We start from the raw sequence: 14,789 nt of genomic DNA, 5'->3' as shown, positions 1-14,789 counted from the left end.
GAACAGCACAGAGCCACCCGGGGACGAACACGGTAAAGGAGCTGGGTATGAGCCGAGGGACAGCAACCGGCGATTCCGTACCGGCGACGATGCGGGCCGTTGTCGTCACCCGGCCGGGCGGCCTGGACGCACTGGAGATCAAGGATGTGCCGGTGCCCGTCCGTAAGCCCGGCTGGGTGCGGATCAGGGTGAAGGCGTTCGGCGTGAACGAGTCCGAGGTCACCACCCGCAAGGGCGAGTCGGATGCGGAGGTCACCTACCCGCGCGTTCCCGGCATCGAGGGCGTCGGTGTGGTCGAGGAGGCCGACGGGGCCAGCGGACTGCGGCCGGGACAGCAGGTGGCGACCATGATGGGCAACATGGGCCGCTCGTTCGACGGCGCGTACGCCCAGTACGTGACCGTCCCGGCGGCGCAGGTCATCCCGTTCGAGACCAGTCTGCCGTGGGAGGTCGTCGGTGCGCTGCCGGAGATGTTCCAGACCGCCTACGGATCGCTGACCACCGGTCTGGACCTCAAAGCCGGGCAGACGCTGCTGATCCGCGGCGGCACCTCCACGGTCGGGCTGAGCGCGGCCACGATCGCGAAGGACCTCGGAGCCACCGTGCTGTCCACCACCCGCAGCCCCGGCCGGGCCGGGGAACTCACGGCCGTGGGCGTCGATCATCCCCTTGTCGACGACGGCACACTTGCCGACCAAGTGCGCGCGCTGCTGCCGGACGGCGTGGACGCCGCACTGGAACTGGTGGGCTGCTCGGTCCTCGCCGACACCCTCAGCACCGTCCGCCGCCACGGCACGGTCTGCTTCACCGGAGCCCTGGCGGGGCAGTGGACGATCCCCGACTTCACCCCGTTCATGATCCCCAGCGGGGTGCGGCTGACCAGCTACGCGGGCGAGGCCGCCGACCTGCCGGCCGACGTCTTCGCCCACCAGCTCCAGGCCATCGCCGAAGGGCGCCTCAAGGTCCCGGTCGCGAAGGTCTACCACGGCCTGGAACAGGTCCGTGACGCCCAGGCCGACCTCGAGTCCGGCACCACGCCGGGCAAGCACGTCGTCGTCCTGGACGACTGAGCCAGGATCCCTCGACTTGAGCGGCAAGAGCGGTCGGCGCCGTCACGGAACGTTCGCGCAGGGCGGCCGCCAGCCCGGGGACCTCAGCGCGCTCGGGGGAAAAGCTGCTCGACTGCCTTGAGGAGAACGCCGGCGCCGCCGACGTCCAGCTCTCCGCCGCCGATCTGGCCCGTATCGCTGAGATTCTTCCCCACGGCTCGGCAGGCAGCCGCTACCCCGCTGCGCTGCTGTCCAGTTTCACCACGGACTGACCGCGCCGGGAGTCATCGTCTCCTGACGGGCAAGGGGCCTGCGCCGCGTTTCCGTCACGCGTCGGTCCTGACTCCCGCGAAGGCGGCCGGGGTGAGGCCGGTGCGGTCGCGGAAGAAGCGGCCGAAGTTGGCGGGGTCGGTGAAGCCGAGGTGGGCGGCCACGGACCGGGCATCCCATCGGGCGCTGCCCAGCAGGCGCCGGGCTTCGAGCAGGCGCCGCTCGTCGATGAGCTCACGTACTCCCTTGCTGGTGGCTTCCCGGGCGGCGCGGCTGAGGGTGCGGACCGAACAGCCGAGCAACTCTGCGTAGTCCGCGGCCAGGTGCAGTTCGCGGAAGTGCAGCTCCAGGGCGTCCGTGAACCGTCCGTAGGCGTCACTACGGCTCCTGTCGGCACTCGTGTCGGCTGGGGCGATCCCGGGGGCGTTGGCCAGGCGCAGCAGCAGCGATTCGAGCAGGCTGCGCCGCAGGGCGTGGTGGACGTCGAGGGGGCGGCGCCCGAGTGCGCGGTGTTCGTCCAGAAGCTGGAGTGCCGTCTGCTGGAGCCAGGCGGCGTCGTCGGGGTGCGGGCTCAGTACGGGAGGAGCTTCGTGGGCGGTGAGAGGGACCAGCAGGCGGGCGATGTCGGGCCGCAGCACGTCCGGTTCGAACAGGATGAACGGGCCGCGGGCCGCGCCGAGCGGATGCCAGCACTGCGCGTGCCCCGGGCGCACCCACAGCCACTGGCCGGGGGTGACGGTCCGCGTGAGGTGGTCGACGTCGTGCCGCAACTCGCCCTCGGTGACGGCGATGAGGTAGTGGAAGGTGGCGCGGCCCGGACGGGGCGGGTTCCACGGCCAGTCGTCGTGCTCGGCGAAGAAGTCCTCGACGGTGCTCACCTCAAGGCCGTACGGGGTGCCGACCGGGGGCTGGAAACCGTACAGCGGAACCGCGGCCGACGTGGCCTGTCCGCTCGGGCTGGGGTGTCGCTTGTCGACCATCACGTGTCCGCAGCTTACCGCCCTATTTGTCGGCTTCAAAGGAAGAATGGGGTGTGCCCGCCGGGACCACCTCGTGAGGAAGGCAACGCCCCATGAACGGAACGACCCTGCACAAGACCGCCGCCGACTGCGCCGAGGAGCTTCCCGGAGCCCAGCTGGAACATCCCTTCGGCGACGACTGGGAGGTCTTCAAGGTGCGCGGCAAGGTGTTCATGCTGATGACCGAGGTCCCGGGGCGCCCCGTCGTGATCCTCAAGGCGGACCCCGGCGAGGCCCACGCCCTGCGGGAGCAGTACAGCCACATCACCCCCGGCTACCACATGAACAAGAAGCACTGGATCACCCTGGAGGGTGGGGACGGCGTCGACAAGGGACTCGTCGCTGAGCTCGTCACCGACTCCTACCGACTCGTCGTCGCCCACCTGCCCAAGACCGAGCAGCCCGTCGACCCGCACACCTACGGCACCAGCACGCGAGCGGCCCGGTGAGCGCGGCCGGCGACCGCCTCCAGGACACCGCCCGCGAGGCGGCCCTCGCGCTGCCCGGGACGGACCACGGCTACCCGTTCACCCAGCACCTGGACGTGTACAAGGTCGCGGGCAAGGTGTTCCTGATCGTCACCGACGACCCGGACGAGCAGATCATCACGGTCAAGTGCGAGCCCGAACACGCCCGCGCGCAAGTAGGTGGCTACGTCTCGATCACACCGGGCCGCTACCTCGACAAGCGGCACTGGATCTCGCTGGGGCCGGGCCCCGGCATCACCGAGCGGCTGGTCACCGACGCGGTCCAGGACTCCTACGACCTGGCCGTCGAGCGGCTGCCCAGGCGCGACCGCCCCCGTAGCCGCTGAGCACCGCAAGCGCGCCCACGAGCCGCTGAGCCCGCGCCTGTCAGTGCCCCGTGCAAGGCTCGCCACGCCCGCACACCTCCGCCCGCGATCGAAGAGACCGATGGAACCGACCGAAGCGACCCTGCCACTCTTCGACGAGGAGCCCGCCCGGCCACTCGCCGACCGCCTGCGCCCCACCCAGCTGGATGAGGTCGTCGGGCAGGACCACCTCCTGGCCCCGGACGCCCCGCTGGGTCGCATGGTCGCGTCGCAGCGCCTCGGCTCCGCCATCCTGTGGGGCCCGCCCGGCGTGGGGAAGACGACCATCGCCCGCCTGCTCGCGGACGGCAGCAACCTGGCCTTCGAACCGGTGTCGGCCACCTTCTCCGGCGTGGCCGACCTGCGCAAGGTCTTCGCCGCCGCCCGCAGCCGGCGCACCATCGGGCAAGGCACCCTGCTGTTCGTCGACGAGATCCACCGCTTCAACCCCGCCCAGCAGGACAGCTTCCTGCCCTACGTCGAGGACGGCACGATCACCCTGATCGGCGCCACCACGGAGAACCCGAGCTTCGAACTCAACGGCGCCCTCCTCTCCCGCACCCAGGTCCTCGTCCTCAAACGCCTCGACGAAGCCGCCCTGTCCACACTCCTCGACCGCGCCGAGGACCTCACCGGCCACCGGCTGCCCCTGGCCGACGACGCCCGCCGCGCCCTGATCGCCATGGCCGACGGCGACGGGCGCTACCTCCTCAACATGGCCGAACAGCTCCAGGCTCTCCCCGACCCCGGCACCTCCCTGGACACCGCCGCCCTCACCCACCACATCCAGCAGCGCGCCCCCCTGTACGACAAGGCGCAGGAGGGCCACTACAACCTGATCTCCGCGCTCCACAAGTCGATGCGCGGTTCCGACCCGGACGCGGCCCTGTACTGGCTCGCCCGCATGCTCGACGGCGGCGAGGACCCCCTGTTCGTGGCCCGCCGCTTGATCCGCTTCGCGAACGAAGACATCGGCATCGCCGACCCGCACGCCATCCAGCAGGCCCTCGCCGCCTGGGACGTGTACGAGCGACTTGGCTCCCCCGAGGGCGAGTTGGCGATCGCCCAAGCGGTCGTCTACCTCGCCACGGCCCCCAAGTCCATCGCCGTCTACCGCGCCCTCGACGCGGCCCACCGATCCGCCCGCCGCACCGGCTCACTCATGCCGCCCGCCCACCTCCTCAACGCCCGGACCCGGCTGATGAAGGACCTCGGCTACGGCAAGGATTACCAGTACGACCCCGACACCACCGACGGCTTCTCCGGCGCCGACTACTTCCCCGACGACATGGACCGCGAGACCTATTACCAGCCCACACGCAACGGCTACGAAGCCCAGATCAGCGAACGGCTACGCCACTGGGCCGCCCTCCGCGCTCGCCCACGCAGCGGCTGACACGGACGCGTGGGCAGCGCACAGAGGGTGCACACGGCAGATGTCGCGCACAATATCGGATGGACGGACAACGAACTTCGGGGCAGAGATCGATACTTCGTATCGGGGCCCGGTGCACACCTCCAGTCTCTCCCAGAGGACGGAGCGGTGCTGAGACAGATCGACGCCGCTGTCTCGCACGGCGACCCGGCAGGCGTTCCGTGCCGCCGCTAGGGCGGTCAGGTACGTGACGTCCAGGGTCCTTCGGCTTTGTATGCGCTGATCACCGCTCTCTCGCTTCCATCGGCGATGGTCCAAGAGGTTGGCAGACGCGGTCGCGATGCCTCCGCCGACCAAGGTACTCAGCAGTGTTCCCCACTCCATCGCACCAACTCTTCAGCTGGGGGCACACTCCATGGTTGGCTGCCGGTGACGGGCCAGGGGCGTCATCGTTGGTCACGTCATGATGACCAGTCATGTCACAGTCGGCCTCCCTGTCCACAGCAGTGATGTCTTCGGGTACGGGGTGCGGCAGGCGGTGCTGAACGAGCTCGCCTCGTGCCTGGACGCCGACGACAGTGTCTTGTCGTCGGTGCACCGGCACGCCCTGCTGCCGGCGGGCAAGCTCCTGCGGCCGCTGCTGGTGGTCCAGTCCGCGATCGCCGTGGGCGGCACAGCGTACTCGGTCATGCCTGCGGCAGTGGGGCTGGAACTGCTGCACACGGGCAGTCTGGTCCATGACGACATCATCGACAGGGACATCGTGCGGCGGGGCCGGCCGTCCGCCCACCACCGCTTCGGCACCGACCGCGCCATCATCGGTGCGGACGCCCTGTTCTTTCAGCCCTTCGCGCTGTTGACCGGGTGCCGGCAGCGAGGTGTTCCTGACGAAAGGATCGTCGCCGCCAGCCGTGTGCTCGCCGATGCCGGACAGGACCTGTGCCGTGGGGCGATGCTGGAACTCGACCAGGCAGGCATCTTCCGACTGACGGCGGATGAGTATCTGCACATGGCCGGGTTGAAGACGTCACCCCTGCTCAGCGGCGCCTGCCAAATCGGCGCGATTCTGGCCGGAGCCTCAACCACCAAGGTGGAGGCACTGGGCCGCTACGGCCACGCACTGGGCCTGGCCTTCCAGGCCCGCGACGACATGCTCCCCTACGACACCGAGCCCGAGGCCGCAGGCAAACCGGCCGACAGCGACCTGGCCAACCACCGCCCCACCCTGCCGATCCTGTGCGCCTACCGCCTCGCCGACGCCGCCGACCGCCGCCTGATCGAAACCTTCCTGACCGGCGGCGCCCGAGCCGCGGATGCCCGCACGCGGATGGGCGAGGTACTGCACCGCACCGGGGCCCTTGAAGCAGTACATGAGGTCGTCGCGGAACAGGTGGATGAGTGCCACCGCGCGCTGTCGGGGCTCGAACCGGGGCCAGAGGTCGCAGAGCTCGCGGACATGGCCGAACATCTGCGCCACTCCTCGACGCTGACTTCGGTGAGCGGAAGGCGGTGACCGTCCTCCAACCGGCCAGGACGTCCAGCCGGGCTGCGCGGTCGGCACGTCGGGGGGCCCACCTTGAGACACTGCGCCCTTACGACCTGGTCGCAGTGGCCGCGGTCGCCGCGGCCGGGGCGGTGCTGGCCGCACCGGCCGCCGATCTCGCATGGGTGGGGCCGGCCGTACTGGTCGCCTTGAGCGCCTGCATCAGCGCCCTCTACGCGGCGGACTACCTCACCCGGCACGACGACATCCTGGCCAAGCCTCACCGGCCCATCCCCTCCGGCAGGCTCTCCGGCACGGCCGCCAAGCGCTGTGCGACGGCGGGGGCGGTGACCGCGCTGGCGGTGATGTGCGCGGTCAACTGGCACGGCCTGCTCTTCATCGCCGCCGCCGCGGCAGGGCAGGGTGCCTACGCCTGGCGGCTCAAGGGCCAGGGGCTGTGGGGGGACCTCGCGGTCGGCCTCTCCGGGTGGACCTGCGCCATGCTGACCGCCGCGACCGTCACCACCTCCTGGCCACCCGCCACCCTGTGGCCCGCCGCACTGGCGCTCGGCCTGCAAGGAACACTCAGCAACACCTTGCTCGCCCTCGGCGACACCGACACCGACCGCGCCGCAGGCTGCCGCACCCTCCCCGTCCGCATCGGACCCCGCGCCACCCTCGCCACGATGGCCGGGTACGCCGCCGCCTGCTACATCCTGGCCGCCCTCGCCGCGGCGGCCCCGGACCGGCGGCCCGGCCCCGCCTTCCTCGGGCTGCTCCTCGCCGGGGCGCTCCTTCTTCTCGGCTGTCTGACCCTGGCGCGCAGCCGAAACCGACTTCTGCTGGCCACCGAGCTGCACCTGTACGAGCGGCTCGCCCTGCCCGGGGCGCTGCTCGCCCTGGCCGGCCACACGTTGCCCGCCGTCGCGCTCACCGCCACCGGCGCTGCCGTCCTGGCCCTCACCCCGCGCGCCATGCTCGACCGCTGAGCACCACCAGACACCCGCTGCCATCCGGCGCAACGGCCCAACTTCGGTGAGACGCGTACGCGTCCGTCCACCTTCGTTGAGACAGGTCACCTGGGTGCAGAAGAAGGAGATGCGGAGTTCGACGCAGGCGGTGTACAGTAGGTAGTACAAGGGATCGGTGGGCGGGGCTGCCACAGCGGACCAAGACCTTTACCGAGGCACATGCGCGAAATCAGCCGAGGCACAGAGATGGGTTCTCAGGCTTCGACGTCGATGCCGTAGTCGGCGGCCAGGCCGCGTAGGGAGGCAGTCGACACCGCGCCTTCACTCTGCGGAACGCGCTGAGTCAGGTCCCTCCCGGCGTCCGGCAAAGCCGTCTCGGCAGTAGGGGCGGTCGAAGGATTCCGGGCGCTGGGGAGAATCCGGTGAGACGCAGAAGCGGCAGGGACTTCATGGCATAGGACGATCTAGGGGACCCGGTCCGCAGGCGCCAGCGCGGCGACCGCTTTCTCCCACGGGAACGCGCGCGGATGCCCCCGCTCCGGCGGATGCGGCATGTAGCCGTCCAGCCCGTTCAGCACCAGCACGCCCTGCTTCCGCAGCGCTTCGATCGACCGGGCCACCGCAGGCTGCGCACCCTGCGCCTGATTGAAGTACGGCATCGCCGCGACCGGCACCCCCATGTGCACAGCCTCCGACGGGACGCCGATGGCCACCGTGTCGGCGATCCCCGCACCCCACTTGTTCAACGTCGTACACGACATCGGCGCCACCAGCATCGCGTCCGCCTTCGGCAGTGCATCCGACTCCCACGGCAACTTGTACCGCGACCGCACCGGATGCCCGGTCAGATCCACCAGCTCCCGCATGCGCGGCTCCCACCAACTCGCCGCCGACGGCGTCAAGATCAGGCACACGTCCCAGCCGTCGGCCTGGGCGACGCGCACTCCTTCGTCGATGTACTGGGTGGGTCCGGCCGCACAGGCGATCAGGTAGAGCACTCGTGTCATGCGCGCAGTCCACAACGCTCCGCCGGAGCACGCAACTCCCCGCTGGGCGCCGCCCTGCCACTCGGCCACATCCCCGGCCTCATCCACGGAGCCGGCCGCGGACCGCACCCGGGGCGTGGTGCGCTCTCCACGCGTGGGAGGGGGACGCCCGGACGTCGGAGCCGCTCAAGGGCGATGCCGCGAGGCGCCATCGTCAACGAGCAGGCCGACGAGCAAGGGGACGGGCACCCTCAGGTGGGGGCGCTGTCCCGCCGGCCGGGTGTGCGGAGGTAGGCGAGCGCCATGTCGCTGAGTTCGTCGGCGTAACGGCGTTGGGCGTCCTCGCCGGTCGCCGGGTCGGGGCGTACGGAGTTGTGGAAGCAGGCCCCGAGGAGGGCGCGGGCCGCGGTGTCCAGCGCCGTCTGCGGGTCGGAGCGGCGGATCTGGTCCGCGTAGGGAGCCGCCGCTCCGAGCAGGAGCCGGTGGATCGCGGTAATGGTGCGGGCGCCGCGGTCCGAGGGCCTGGCGCCTCGTGCGCGCAGCAGCTCGGGGAAGAGGGCGCTGCTGTCGGCGAAGGACTGCAGCAGGGCGTGCGCGTAGGCGTCCATCACGCCGGACAGTGACGGCTCGGCCTTGCGCAGCTGCTCGGCCACGTACTCCTCACGCCGGTCCAGCATCCGCTCCGTCAGCGCGTTGATCAGCTGCTCCTTGTCCTCGAAGCGGCGGTAGATCGTGCCGACCGAGACGCCGGCGCGCTCCGCGACGCCGGAGATCGTCATCTCCTCCAGACCGGCCGAGATGGCGATTTCCTCGGCCGCACGCAGAACGCGGGCCAGGGTCGCGGCGCTGCGTGCCTGCCGGGGCTCCTTGTAGGGCGCCGGGCGGTCGTGCTGGTCGGTCATGTCCCGCATCGTATCGGCGGGGGTCCGGCAGGAACGGTTGACAGGGGGTGGGTCTCTCCGCGTAATCTCCTGATGCGAATGTGAATTTACATTCGCATCACCATTCGCATCACAGGGTTCGGCCATGACCGGCCGGACAGAGGCGCCGGGCCCGGCTTCACCCCCGACCCACCGGCAGCGGGCCCTCTCCCGCGCCTGATACGTCGAAGAAGGAAAAAGACCCACCATGACCCGCTCCTCCGCCTCGCCTGGCACCAGGCGCAAGCTGACCCTGGTCGTCCTCGGACTGGCGGCCCTCATCACTGCGATGCTCTGCGCTTTCGCGCTGCCCTCGCTGCACAGCGGACCGCACCGGGTACCCGTGGGTGCCACCGGGCCCGCGCGAACGACGGAGGCCCTCCAGAAGAAACTCGACGGCCCCGAGTGGGACATCCGCCTCTACAAGACGCCCGCTGCCATCGAGTCGGCCGTCGAGGACGGTGACCTCGCGGGTGGCCTGGCCGTCACCGCCCACGGCGTCGACGTCTACACCGCCACGGCCGGCGGCCCGTCGGCCACCGGCGCGCTCACCGCACTGGGCGACAGCGTCGCGGCACAGCAGGAGACGGAGGCCACCGTCCACGACCTGGTGCCCTTCACCAAGGACGACCCCCGAGGTGCGGGGCTGACCTCGGCGCTGATGCCCATGATCTTCGGGGGGATCTTTCCCGCTCTGATCCTCGGCAGCGTCTTCCCCGGCCACCGGGGGCTGCGGATCCGGCTGGCGGGCGCCTTGCTGTTCTCCGCCGTGGCAGGGGCGGCCGTCGCGGCCGTCCTGCAGTTCGGCACGCACTCGGTCGACGGCGACTTCGGGCTCACCGCCCTCGGGGTCATCCTCGGCATGGCCGCCATGTCCACGGTGCTTCTCGGACTCCAAGCCCGCCTCGGCGTCGCCGGGTTCGCCCTCGGAGGCGCCCTCATGATGCTGCTGGGCAACCCTCTTTCGGGCCTGGCCACCGGTCCGCACTGGCTCCCCGACGGATGGGCCGCCGTGGGCCAACTGCTCCCTCCGGGTGCCTCGGGCAGCCTGCTGCGGGCCAACGCCTTCTTCGGCGCGGCGGGTGGCGGTCTGCCCGCCCTGGTTCTCACGGTCTGGGTCGCGATCGGCGTCGGTCTCGCCCTGCTCGCGGACCGGCGCGGCAGGCGCGCCCCCATGGCCCCCGAGGCCCCCGCGAAGGAGGGCGCCGCGCCCGGAACCGGGGGCGCCTCGCACGCCGAGTACGCCACGTCCTGAGAGCGAACGCCGCCCGCGCTTTCGCAGAACGGCAGGCTCCTCCGGCTGCGGACGGGGTCACCTCCAAACATCTCTGCGGCGCGGGCCGAGGATGCGGGACAGAGGAGTCGGATCGAGTGCGCACCCTCTTGACACATACGCGTCACACCGGTCTGCTGTGGTTGCTTTCGTTCGTCCTCGTTGATTTGTGCGCCACATTTCCCCCCTAGGAGCCGCACATGCACAGCGAACAGCACACTTTCAGACACCGTTTCGCGGCGTCAGCCGCTTCGCTCACGCTGGCCGTCGGCGGTCTGACCGGCGCCGCCGTCGTGACCGCAGGGGTCACGGCCAGTACGCAGATCGCCGCCGTGGCCGCAGCGCCGGAGGCCGCCGCGCTGGAGAACGGCCTTGCCCGGACACCACCGATGGGCTTCAACAACTGGAACACCACGGGCTGCGGGACCCAGTTCAACGAGGCGATGGTCAAGGGCGTCGCCGACACCTTCGTCGCGAAGGGTCTCAAAGCCGCCGGTTACACCTACGTCAACCTCGACGACTGCTGGGCGCTGCCCCAACGCAACTCCGCCGGCAACCTCGTTCCCGACCCGGCGCGGTTCCCCAACGGCATCAAAGCCGTCGCGGACTACGTGCACTCCAAGGGCCTGAAGTTCGGCCTGTACTCCAGCGCGGGCACCAAGACCTGCGCGAACGAGGGGTTCCCCGGCGGCCTCGGACACGAGACCCAGGACGCCAATCAGTGGGCCTCCTGGGGCGTCGACTACCTGAAGTACGACAACTGCAACAACACCGGCGCCGACGCGCAGACCCGCTACAAGACGATGGGCGACGCGCTCAAGGCCACCGGCCGCCCGATCCTCTACAGCATCTGCGAGTGGGGCTCCAACTCGCCCTGGAACTGGGCTCCGCCCATCGGCAACAGCTGGCGCACCACCGGCGACATCAACGACACCTGGTCCAGGATGATCGGGATCGCCCACGAGAACCAGCCGCGGGCGCAGTACGCCAAGCCCGGCGCCTGGAACGACCCGGACATGCTGGAAGTCGGCAACGGCGGCATGACCGACACCGAGTACCGCACCCACTTCAGCCTCTGGGCGCAGATGGCCGCGCCCCTGCTCATCGGCAGCGACATCCGCACCGCGAGCCCGGCGACGCTGAGCATCCTGGAGAACCCCGACGTCATCGCCGTCGACCAGGACTCTCTGGGCAAGCAGGGCACCGTCGTCTCCTCCTCCGGCGGACTCGTGGTGATGACCAAGCAGTTGGCGGGCGGCGACCGTTCGGTCACCCTCACCAACGAGAACAGCTCCACCGCCACCGTCACCACCACGGCCGCCGCGGCCGGGCTGCCGGGCGCGGCCTCGTACAAGCTCACCAACCTGTGGTCCAAGGCGGTCACGTCGACGAGCGGCACGATCAGCGCGTCGGTGCCCGCGCACGGCACGGTGATGTACCGCGTCTCGGCCGGGAGCGGCAGCAGTATCGGTACGACCCACCCGCTGGTCAGCGCCTCCTCCCAGCGCTGCCTGGACGCGGAAGGCGCCGGGACGACACCCGGCACCAAGATCGGGATATGGGACTGCAACGGCCGCCCCAACCAGGCCGTGACACTCACCGCCGCCGGTGAACTGCGCCTCTACAACGGCACGCAGTGCGTCGACGTCCACGAGAACGGGACCACCCCGGGCTCCGCGGTACAACTGTGGACCTGCAACGGCGGAACCAACCAGCAGTGGAAGCTCAACCCCAACGGGACCGTCACCGGCGTCCAGTCGGGCCTGTGCCTCGACGTCACGGGCGGCGACAAACCCGCGGGGAACGTCAACGGCACCGCGCTGGAGCTGTGGACCTGTAACGGTGGCGCCAACCAGCAGTGGATCCTGGGCTGAGGCGTTCGTCGCCGCTGCCGCCCCCCGGTCCGTTCCTTCGGCCTGGGGGGCGGCAGCGGCGAAGCCGGGTCAGGGCCGCCCGGATCAGGTCCGCTTGTACGCGATCACGGCCGTCGTCACCAGGCACGGTGCGGGTGGCACGACCGCGACGCGCAGGGTGCCGCGCGCGGTGTCGTAGTCGATGCCCTCCGCCTCGAAGGTGCCCGCGCAGATGCTGCGCCGCGGGATGGCGAACGCGCTCGTCACGTGCCCCGCGACCAGCTTCCCGTCCAGCGGGCGGTCGAGCGTGACCTCCAGTACCTCCTTGGCCGCGTCGTCCGACGAGCACAGCAGGCGCGTGGCGTCGGTGAAGTCGCAGCCCTGGATGTTCTCGACGCCCTTGTCGAGGGTGATCTGCCCGGCCTGCGGGAGGTTCGCGCCCGGGGCGGGTGCGGACGGGTTCAGCGCCGGGGTGGGGAAGACCTGCAACCGGTTCATGGAGCCCCATTCGCCGGACACCAGCCACTGCCCGTCAGGCGACACGGCGGCGAACGAGTTGTTGAGCAACTCGCCCTGATCCAGAGCGTGTTCGTACGTCGTGCGTTTCCCGTCGGGGGCCGTCGCCGCGAACATCTTCTTCGACGCGCCGTCCCCGCCCTGGTACGCGTCGAAGGTGTAGCCGCCCGCCACGTCCGGGTCCCCGACGTGCGACCAGCCGGCTATGCGCAGGTCCAGCGGGACCGAGGCGAGCCCCCGGTGGATGAGCGAGCCGTCGGCGCGGCTCGCGAGGCCCTGACTGCCGGTGAGCGAGTTCACCTGACTCGTGCCGGTCTCGGTCCAGGAGGGTGCGGCCGTGGCCGACGCGGTGTTCGCGCCGAGGGCGAGCGCACCCGTCAGCGCGGCCAGGGTGAGCAGTCGGGGTCTCGTGCGCCGGTTCATGGGGGGCCTCCGCCGGTCGAAGATCAGGTCGGGGACCAGGCTGCCTTACGATCACGCCATGAGGCTGACGATTCTCGGCGGTGGCGGATTCCGGGTGCCCCTCGTGTACGGGGCGCTCCTGGCCGATCACGCGCCAGGCAGGGTCACCGAGGTCACACTGCACGATGTCGACACAGACCGGCTGCGGGCCATCACCGGTGTACTGACAGAACAAGCCAACGGTGTGCCCGACGCCCCCGCCGTGCACGCCACGACCGATCTCGACGAGGCGCTGCGCGGCGCCGACTTCGTCTTCTCCGCGATCCGCGTCGGGGGCCTCGCGGGCCGCGCCGCGGACGAACAAGTAGCTCTGGCCGAGGGCGTGTTGGGGCAGGAGACGGTCGGTGCGGGCGGGATCGCGTACGGGCTGCGGACCGTGCCCGTCGCCGTGCACATCGCGCGCCGGGTCAAGGCGGTGGCCCCCGACGCCTGGGTCATCAACTTCACCAACCCGGCGGGCCTGGTCACCGAGGCCATGTCCCGGCACCTGGGCGACCGCGTCATCGGCATCTGCGACTCGCCCGTCGGACTCGGGCGCCGCGTCGCCCGTGTGCTCGGCGCGGACCCGGCCGACGCCTGGGTCGACTACGTGGGCCTCAACCACCTCGGCTGGCTGCGCGGCCTCACGGTGCGCGGCCGCGACGAACTGCCGCGGCTGCTGGCCGACGAGAAACTGCTCGGCTCCTTCGAGGAGGGCCGTCTCTTCGGCCCCGACTGGCTGCGCTCGATCGGCGCGATCCCCAACGAGTACCTGCACTACTACTACTTCAACCGCGAGACCGTCCGCGCCTACCGGCAGGCCGACCGCACGCGCGGCGCCTTCCTCGCCGACCAGCAGTCCGCGTTCTACGCCGATCCCTCCTACGCGAGCTGGGACCGCACCCGCGCCGAGCGCGAGGCCACGTACATGGCGCACAACCGGGAGGCGTCCGGCGCGGGCGAGCGGGACGCCGCCGACCTGGAGGAGTCCGGCGGCTACGAGAAGGTGGCCCTCGCCCTGATGCGGGCCATCGCCCGCGACGAACGCGCCACGCTCATCCTCAACGTCCGCAACCGGCGCACCCTCGCGGCGCTCGACGCGGACGCCGTCATCGAGGTGCCCTGCCTCGTGGACGCCAACGGCGCCCACCCGGTCGCCGTCGACCCGCTGCCCCTGCACGCCACCGGTCTGGTCACCGCGGTCAAGGCCGTCGAGCGCGAGGTGCTCGCCGCTGCCGAGTCCGGGTCGCGCGCCACCGCCGTCAAGGCGTTCGCGCTGCATCCTCTCGTCGACTCGGTGACCGTGGCAGAACGCCTGGTGAGCGGCTATCTCACCGCGCACTCCGGCCTCGCCTACCTCTCCCGTGGAGGGCGGCGTAAGGACGTGTAAAGGCTTGTAAAGACGGTAGTTGGAAGGGGCGGCCTTAAAGGCTGCCCCTTTCGTGTTGCTGACGTCCTGTCATCTCTCCCCGTGGCGGAAGCAACTCCTCCGCAGGTGTGATGCGTTCTACAGAGAGAATCTGAGAAATTCCTCAGGAGAGTGACGCCGGAGAGTCACCATGCGCTTGACTTGGTGCGCCCCCCAACTAGGAGTACTGATGCGACCGTTCGCCCTGAACTACGCTCGCCCCGTGCGAGAGGCCGAGGTCAGCGCGGTGTACACATACGACTCCGCACTGCAGTTGAACGTGCTGCCCGACGGCGGAGCGGCCGCGCACGACTACGCAGTGTTGCGAGAATGTGCGGCCACCACCTCCACCGCCGGATCAAAAACCCATTTCGACGACTGAACGGCCGCCCG

At 70.4% G+C, this 14,789-nt stretch carries 14 protein-coding genes; 10 read left to right on the top strand and 4 right to left on the bottom strand.

Annotation, left to right across the window (positions count from 1 at the left end):
- Positions 1 to 47 precede the first annotated feature (47 nt).
- Positions 48 to 1,070, top strand: coding sequence for an alcohol dehydrogenase catalytic domain-containing protein (locus tag ACZ45E_RS22905; protein ID WP_468223264.1), 1,023 nt, complete (start codon positions 48 to 50; stop codon positions 1,068 to 1,070).
- Positions 1,071 to 1,375: 305 nt separating this feature from the next.
- Here ACZ45E_RS22905 and ACZ45E_RS22900 read toward each other — a convergent pair whose 3' ends face one another.
- A complete protein-coding gene (locus ACZ45E_RS22900; RefSeq protein ID WP_468223261.1) occupies positions 1,376 to 2,302 on the bottom strand; it encodes a helix-turn-helix domain-containing protein in 927 nt (308 codons plus the stop codon).
- Positions 2,303 to 2,391: 89 nt separating this feature from the next.
- Between ACZ45E_RS22900 and ACZ45E_RS22895 the strand changes: the two genes are divergently transcribed.
- The 5 genes from ACZ45E_RS22895 (at position 2,392) to ACZ45E_RS22875 (ending at position 7,017) form a co-directional block, all read left to right on the top strand.
- A complete protein-coding gene (locus tag ACZ45E_RS22895; RefSeq protein ID WP_468223260.1) occupies positions 2,392 to 2,787 on the top strand; it encodes an MmcQ/YjbR family DNA-binding protein in 396 nt (131 codons plus the stop codon).
- The gene (locus ACZ45E_RS22890) at positions 2,784 to 3,152 is read left to right on the top strand and encodes an MmcQ/YjbR family DNA-binding protein (RefSeq protein WP_468223257.1); all 369 of its coding nucleotides are present in this window, start codon (positions 2,784 to 2,786) and stop codon (positions 3,150 to 3,152) included. The genes ACZ45E_RS22895 and ACZ45E_RS22890 overlap by 4 nt, the downstream gene beginning before the upstream one ends.
- 100 nt (positions 3,153 to 3,252) lie before the next feature.
- Complete coding sequence (locus ACZ45E_RS22885) at positions 3,253 to 4,566, top strand: replication-associated recombination protein A (RefSeq protein WP_468223254.1); 1,314 nt, start codon at positions 3,253 to 3,255, stop codon at positions 4,564 to 4,566.
- Positions 4,567 to 5,008: 442 nt separating this feature from the next.
- Positions 5,009 to 6,058: a polyprenyl synthetase family protein gene (locus ACZ45E_RS22880; protein ID WP_468223253.1), complete on the top strand. Its 1,050-nt coding sequence runs from the start codon at positions 5,009 to 5,011 to the stop codon at positions 6,056 to 6,058.
- Positions 6,059 to 6,153: 95 nt separating this feature from the next.
- Positions 6,154 to 7,017 (top strand): UbiA family prenyltransferase, encoded by an 864-nt coding sequence (locus ACZ45E_RS22875; protein ID WP_468223250.1) that lies wholly within the window; start codon positions 6,154 to 6,156, stop codon positions 7,015 to 7,017.
- Between the two features lie 446 nt (positions 7,018 to 7,463).
- Here ACZ45E_RS22875 and ACZ45E_RS22870 read toward each other — a convergent pair whose 3' ends face one another.
- Both ACZ45E_RS22870 and ACZ45E_RS22865 read right to left on the bottom strand, forming a co-directional pair.
- Entirely contained in the window at positions 7,464 to 8,006 is a 543-nt protein-coding gene (locus ACZ45E_RS22870; RefSeq protein ID WP_468223248.1) for a flavoprotein, read from the bottom strand.
- 230 nt (positions 8,007 to 8,236) lie between these two features.
- Positions 8,237 to 8,887: a TetR/AcrR family transcriptional regulator gene (locus ACZ45E_RS22865; protein ID WP_468223246.1), complete on the bottom strand. Its 651-nt coding sequence runs from the start codon at positions 8,885 to 8,887 to the stop codon at positions 8,237 to 8,239.
- Between the two features lie 226 nt (positions 8,888 to 9,113).
- Between ACZ45E_RS22865 and ACZ45E_RS22860 the strand changes: the two genes are divergently transcribed.
- Positions 9,114 to 10,160, top strand: coding sequence for a hypothetical protein (locus ACZ45E_RS22860; RefSeq protein WP_468223244.1), 1,047 nt, complete (start codon positions 9,114 to 9,116; stop codon positions 10,158 to 10,160).
- Between the two features lie 218 nt (positions 10,161 to 10,378).
- Positions 10,379 to 12,052 carry a glycoside hydrolase family 27 protein gene (locus ACZ45E_RS22855; RefSeq protein ID WP_468223243.1) on the top strand — a complete coding sequence of 558 codons (1,674 nt, stop codon included), beginning with the start codon at positions 10,379 to 10,381 and terminating at the stop codon, positions 12,050 to 12,052.
- Between the two features lie 84 nt (positions 12,053 to 12,136).
- On the opposite strand, the gene ACZ45E_RS22850 is transcribed toward ACZ45E_RS22855, so the two are convergent.
- Positions 12,137 to 12,970: a hypothetical protein gene (locus tag ACZ45E_RS22850; RefSeq protein ID WP_468223241.1), complete on the bottom strand. Its 834-nt coding sequence runs from the start codon at positions 12,968 to 12,970 to the stop codon at positions 12,137 to 12,139.
- Positions 12,971 to 13,028: 58 nt separating this feature from the next.
- Here ACZ45E_RS22850 and ACZ45E_RS22845 point away from each other — a divergent pair, with 58 nt between their 5' ends.
- Together ACZ45E_RS22845 and tgmA are read left to right on the top strand one after the other, a co-directional pair.
- Positions 13,029 to 14,378 (top strand): 6-phospho-beta-glucosidase, encoded by a 1,350-nt coding sequence (locus ACZ45E_RS22845; RefSeq protein WP_468223238.1) that lies wholly within the window; start codon positions 13,029 to 13,031, stop codon positions 14,376 to 14,378.
- 208 nt (positions 14,379 to 14,586) lie between these two features.
- Positions 14,587 to 14,778 carry a putative ATP-grasp-modified RiPP gene (tgmA, locus tag ACZ45E_RS22840; RefSeq protein ID WP_404215777.1) on the top strand — a complete coding sequence of 64 codons (192 nt, stop codon included), beginning with the start codon at positions 14,587 to 14,589 and terminating at the stop codon, positions 14,776 to 14,778.
- Positions 14,779 to 14,789 lie beyond the last annotated feature (11 nt).

It is taken from the genome of Streptomyces sp. NPDC030991, assembly GCF_055571235.1.
The sequence above is the reverse complement of the archived record's forward strand: the minus strand, read 5'-3'. Positions and strand labels throughout refer to the sequence as shown.

What these genes read in the sequence shown, in the direction of transcription:
- ACZ45E_RS22905 (WP_468223264.1), top strand. Translation starts at nt 48, where the DNA reads ATGAGCCGAGGGACAGCAACCGGCGATTCCGTACCGGCGACGATGCGG.
- ACZ45E_RS22895 (WP_468223260.1), top strand. Translation starts at nt 2,392, where the DNA reads ATGAACGGAACGACCCTGCACAAGACCGCCGCCGACTGCGCCGAGGAG.
- ACZ45E_RS22885 (WP_468223254.1), top strand. Translation starts at nt 3,253, where the DNA reads ATGGAACCGACCGAAGCGACCCTGCCACTCTTCGACGAGGAGCCCGCC.
- ACZ45E_RS22880 (WP_468223253.1), top strand. Translation starts at nt 5,009, where the DNA reads ATGATGACCAGTCATGTCACAGTCGGCCTCCCTGTCCACAGCAGTGAT.
- ACZ45E_RS22870 (WP_468223248.1), bottom strand. Translation starts at nt 8,006, where the DNA reads ATGACACGAGTGCTCTACCTGATCGCCTGTGCGGCCGGACCCACCCAG.
- ACZ45E_RS22865 (WP_468223246.1), bottom strand. Translation starts at nt 8,887, where the DNA reads ATGACCGACCAGCACGACCGCCCGGCGCCCTACAAGGAGCCCCGGCAG.
- ACZ45E_RS22860 (WP_468223244.1), top strand. Translation starts at nt 9,114, where the DNA reads ATGACCCGCTCCTCCGCCTCGCCTGGCACCAGGCGCAAGCTGACCCTG.
- ACZ45E_RS22855 (WP_468223243.1), top strand. Translation starts at nt 10,379, where the DNA reads ATGCACAGCGAACAGCACACTTTCAGACACCGTTTCGCGGCGTCAGCC.
- ACZ45E_RS22850 (WP_468223241.1), bottom strand. Translation starts at nt 12,970, where the DNA reads ATGAACCGGCGCACGAGACCCCGACTGCTCACCCTGGCCGCGCTGACG.
- ACZ45E_RS22845 (WP_468223238.1), top strand. Translation starts at nt 13,029, where the DNA reads ATGAGGCTGACGATTCTCGGCGGTGGCGGATTCCGGGTGCCCCTCGTG.
- tgmA (WP_404215777.1), top strand. Translation starts at nt 14,587, where the DNA reads ATGCGACCGTTCGCCCTGAACTACGCTCGCCCCGTGCGAGAGGCCGAG.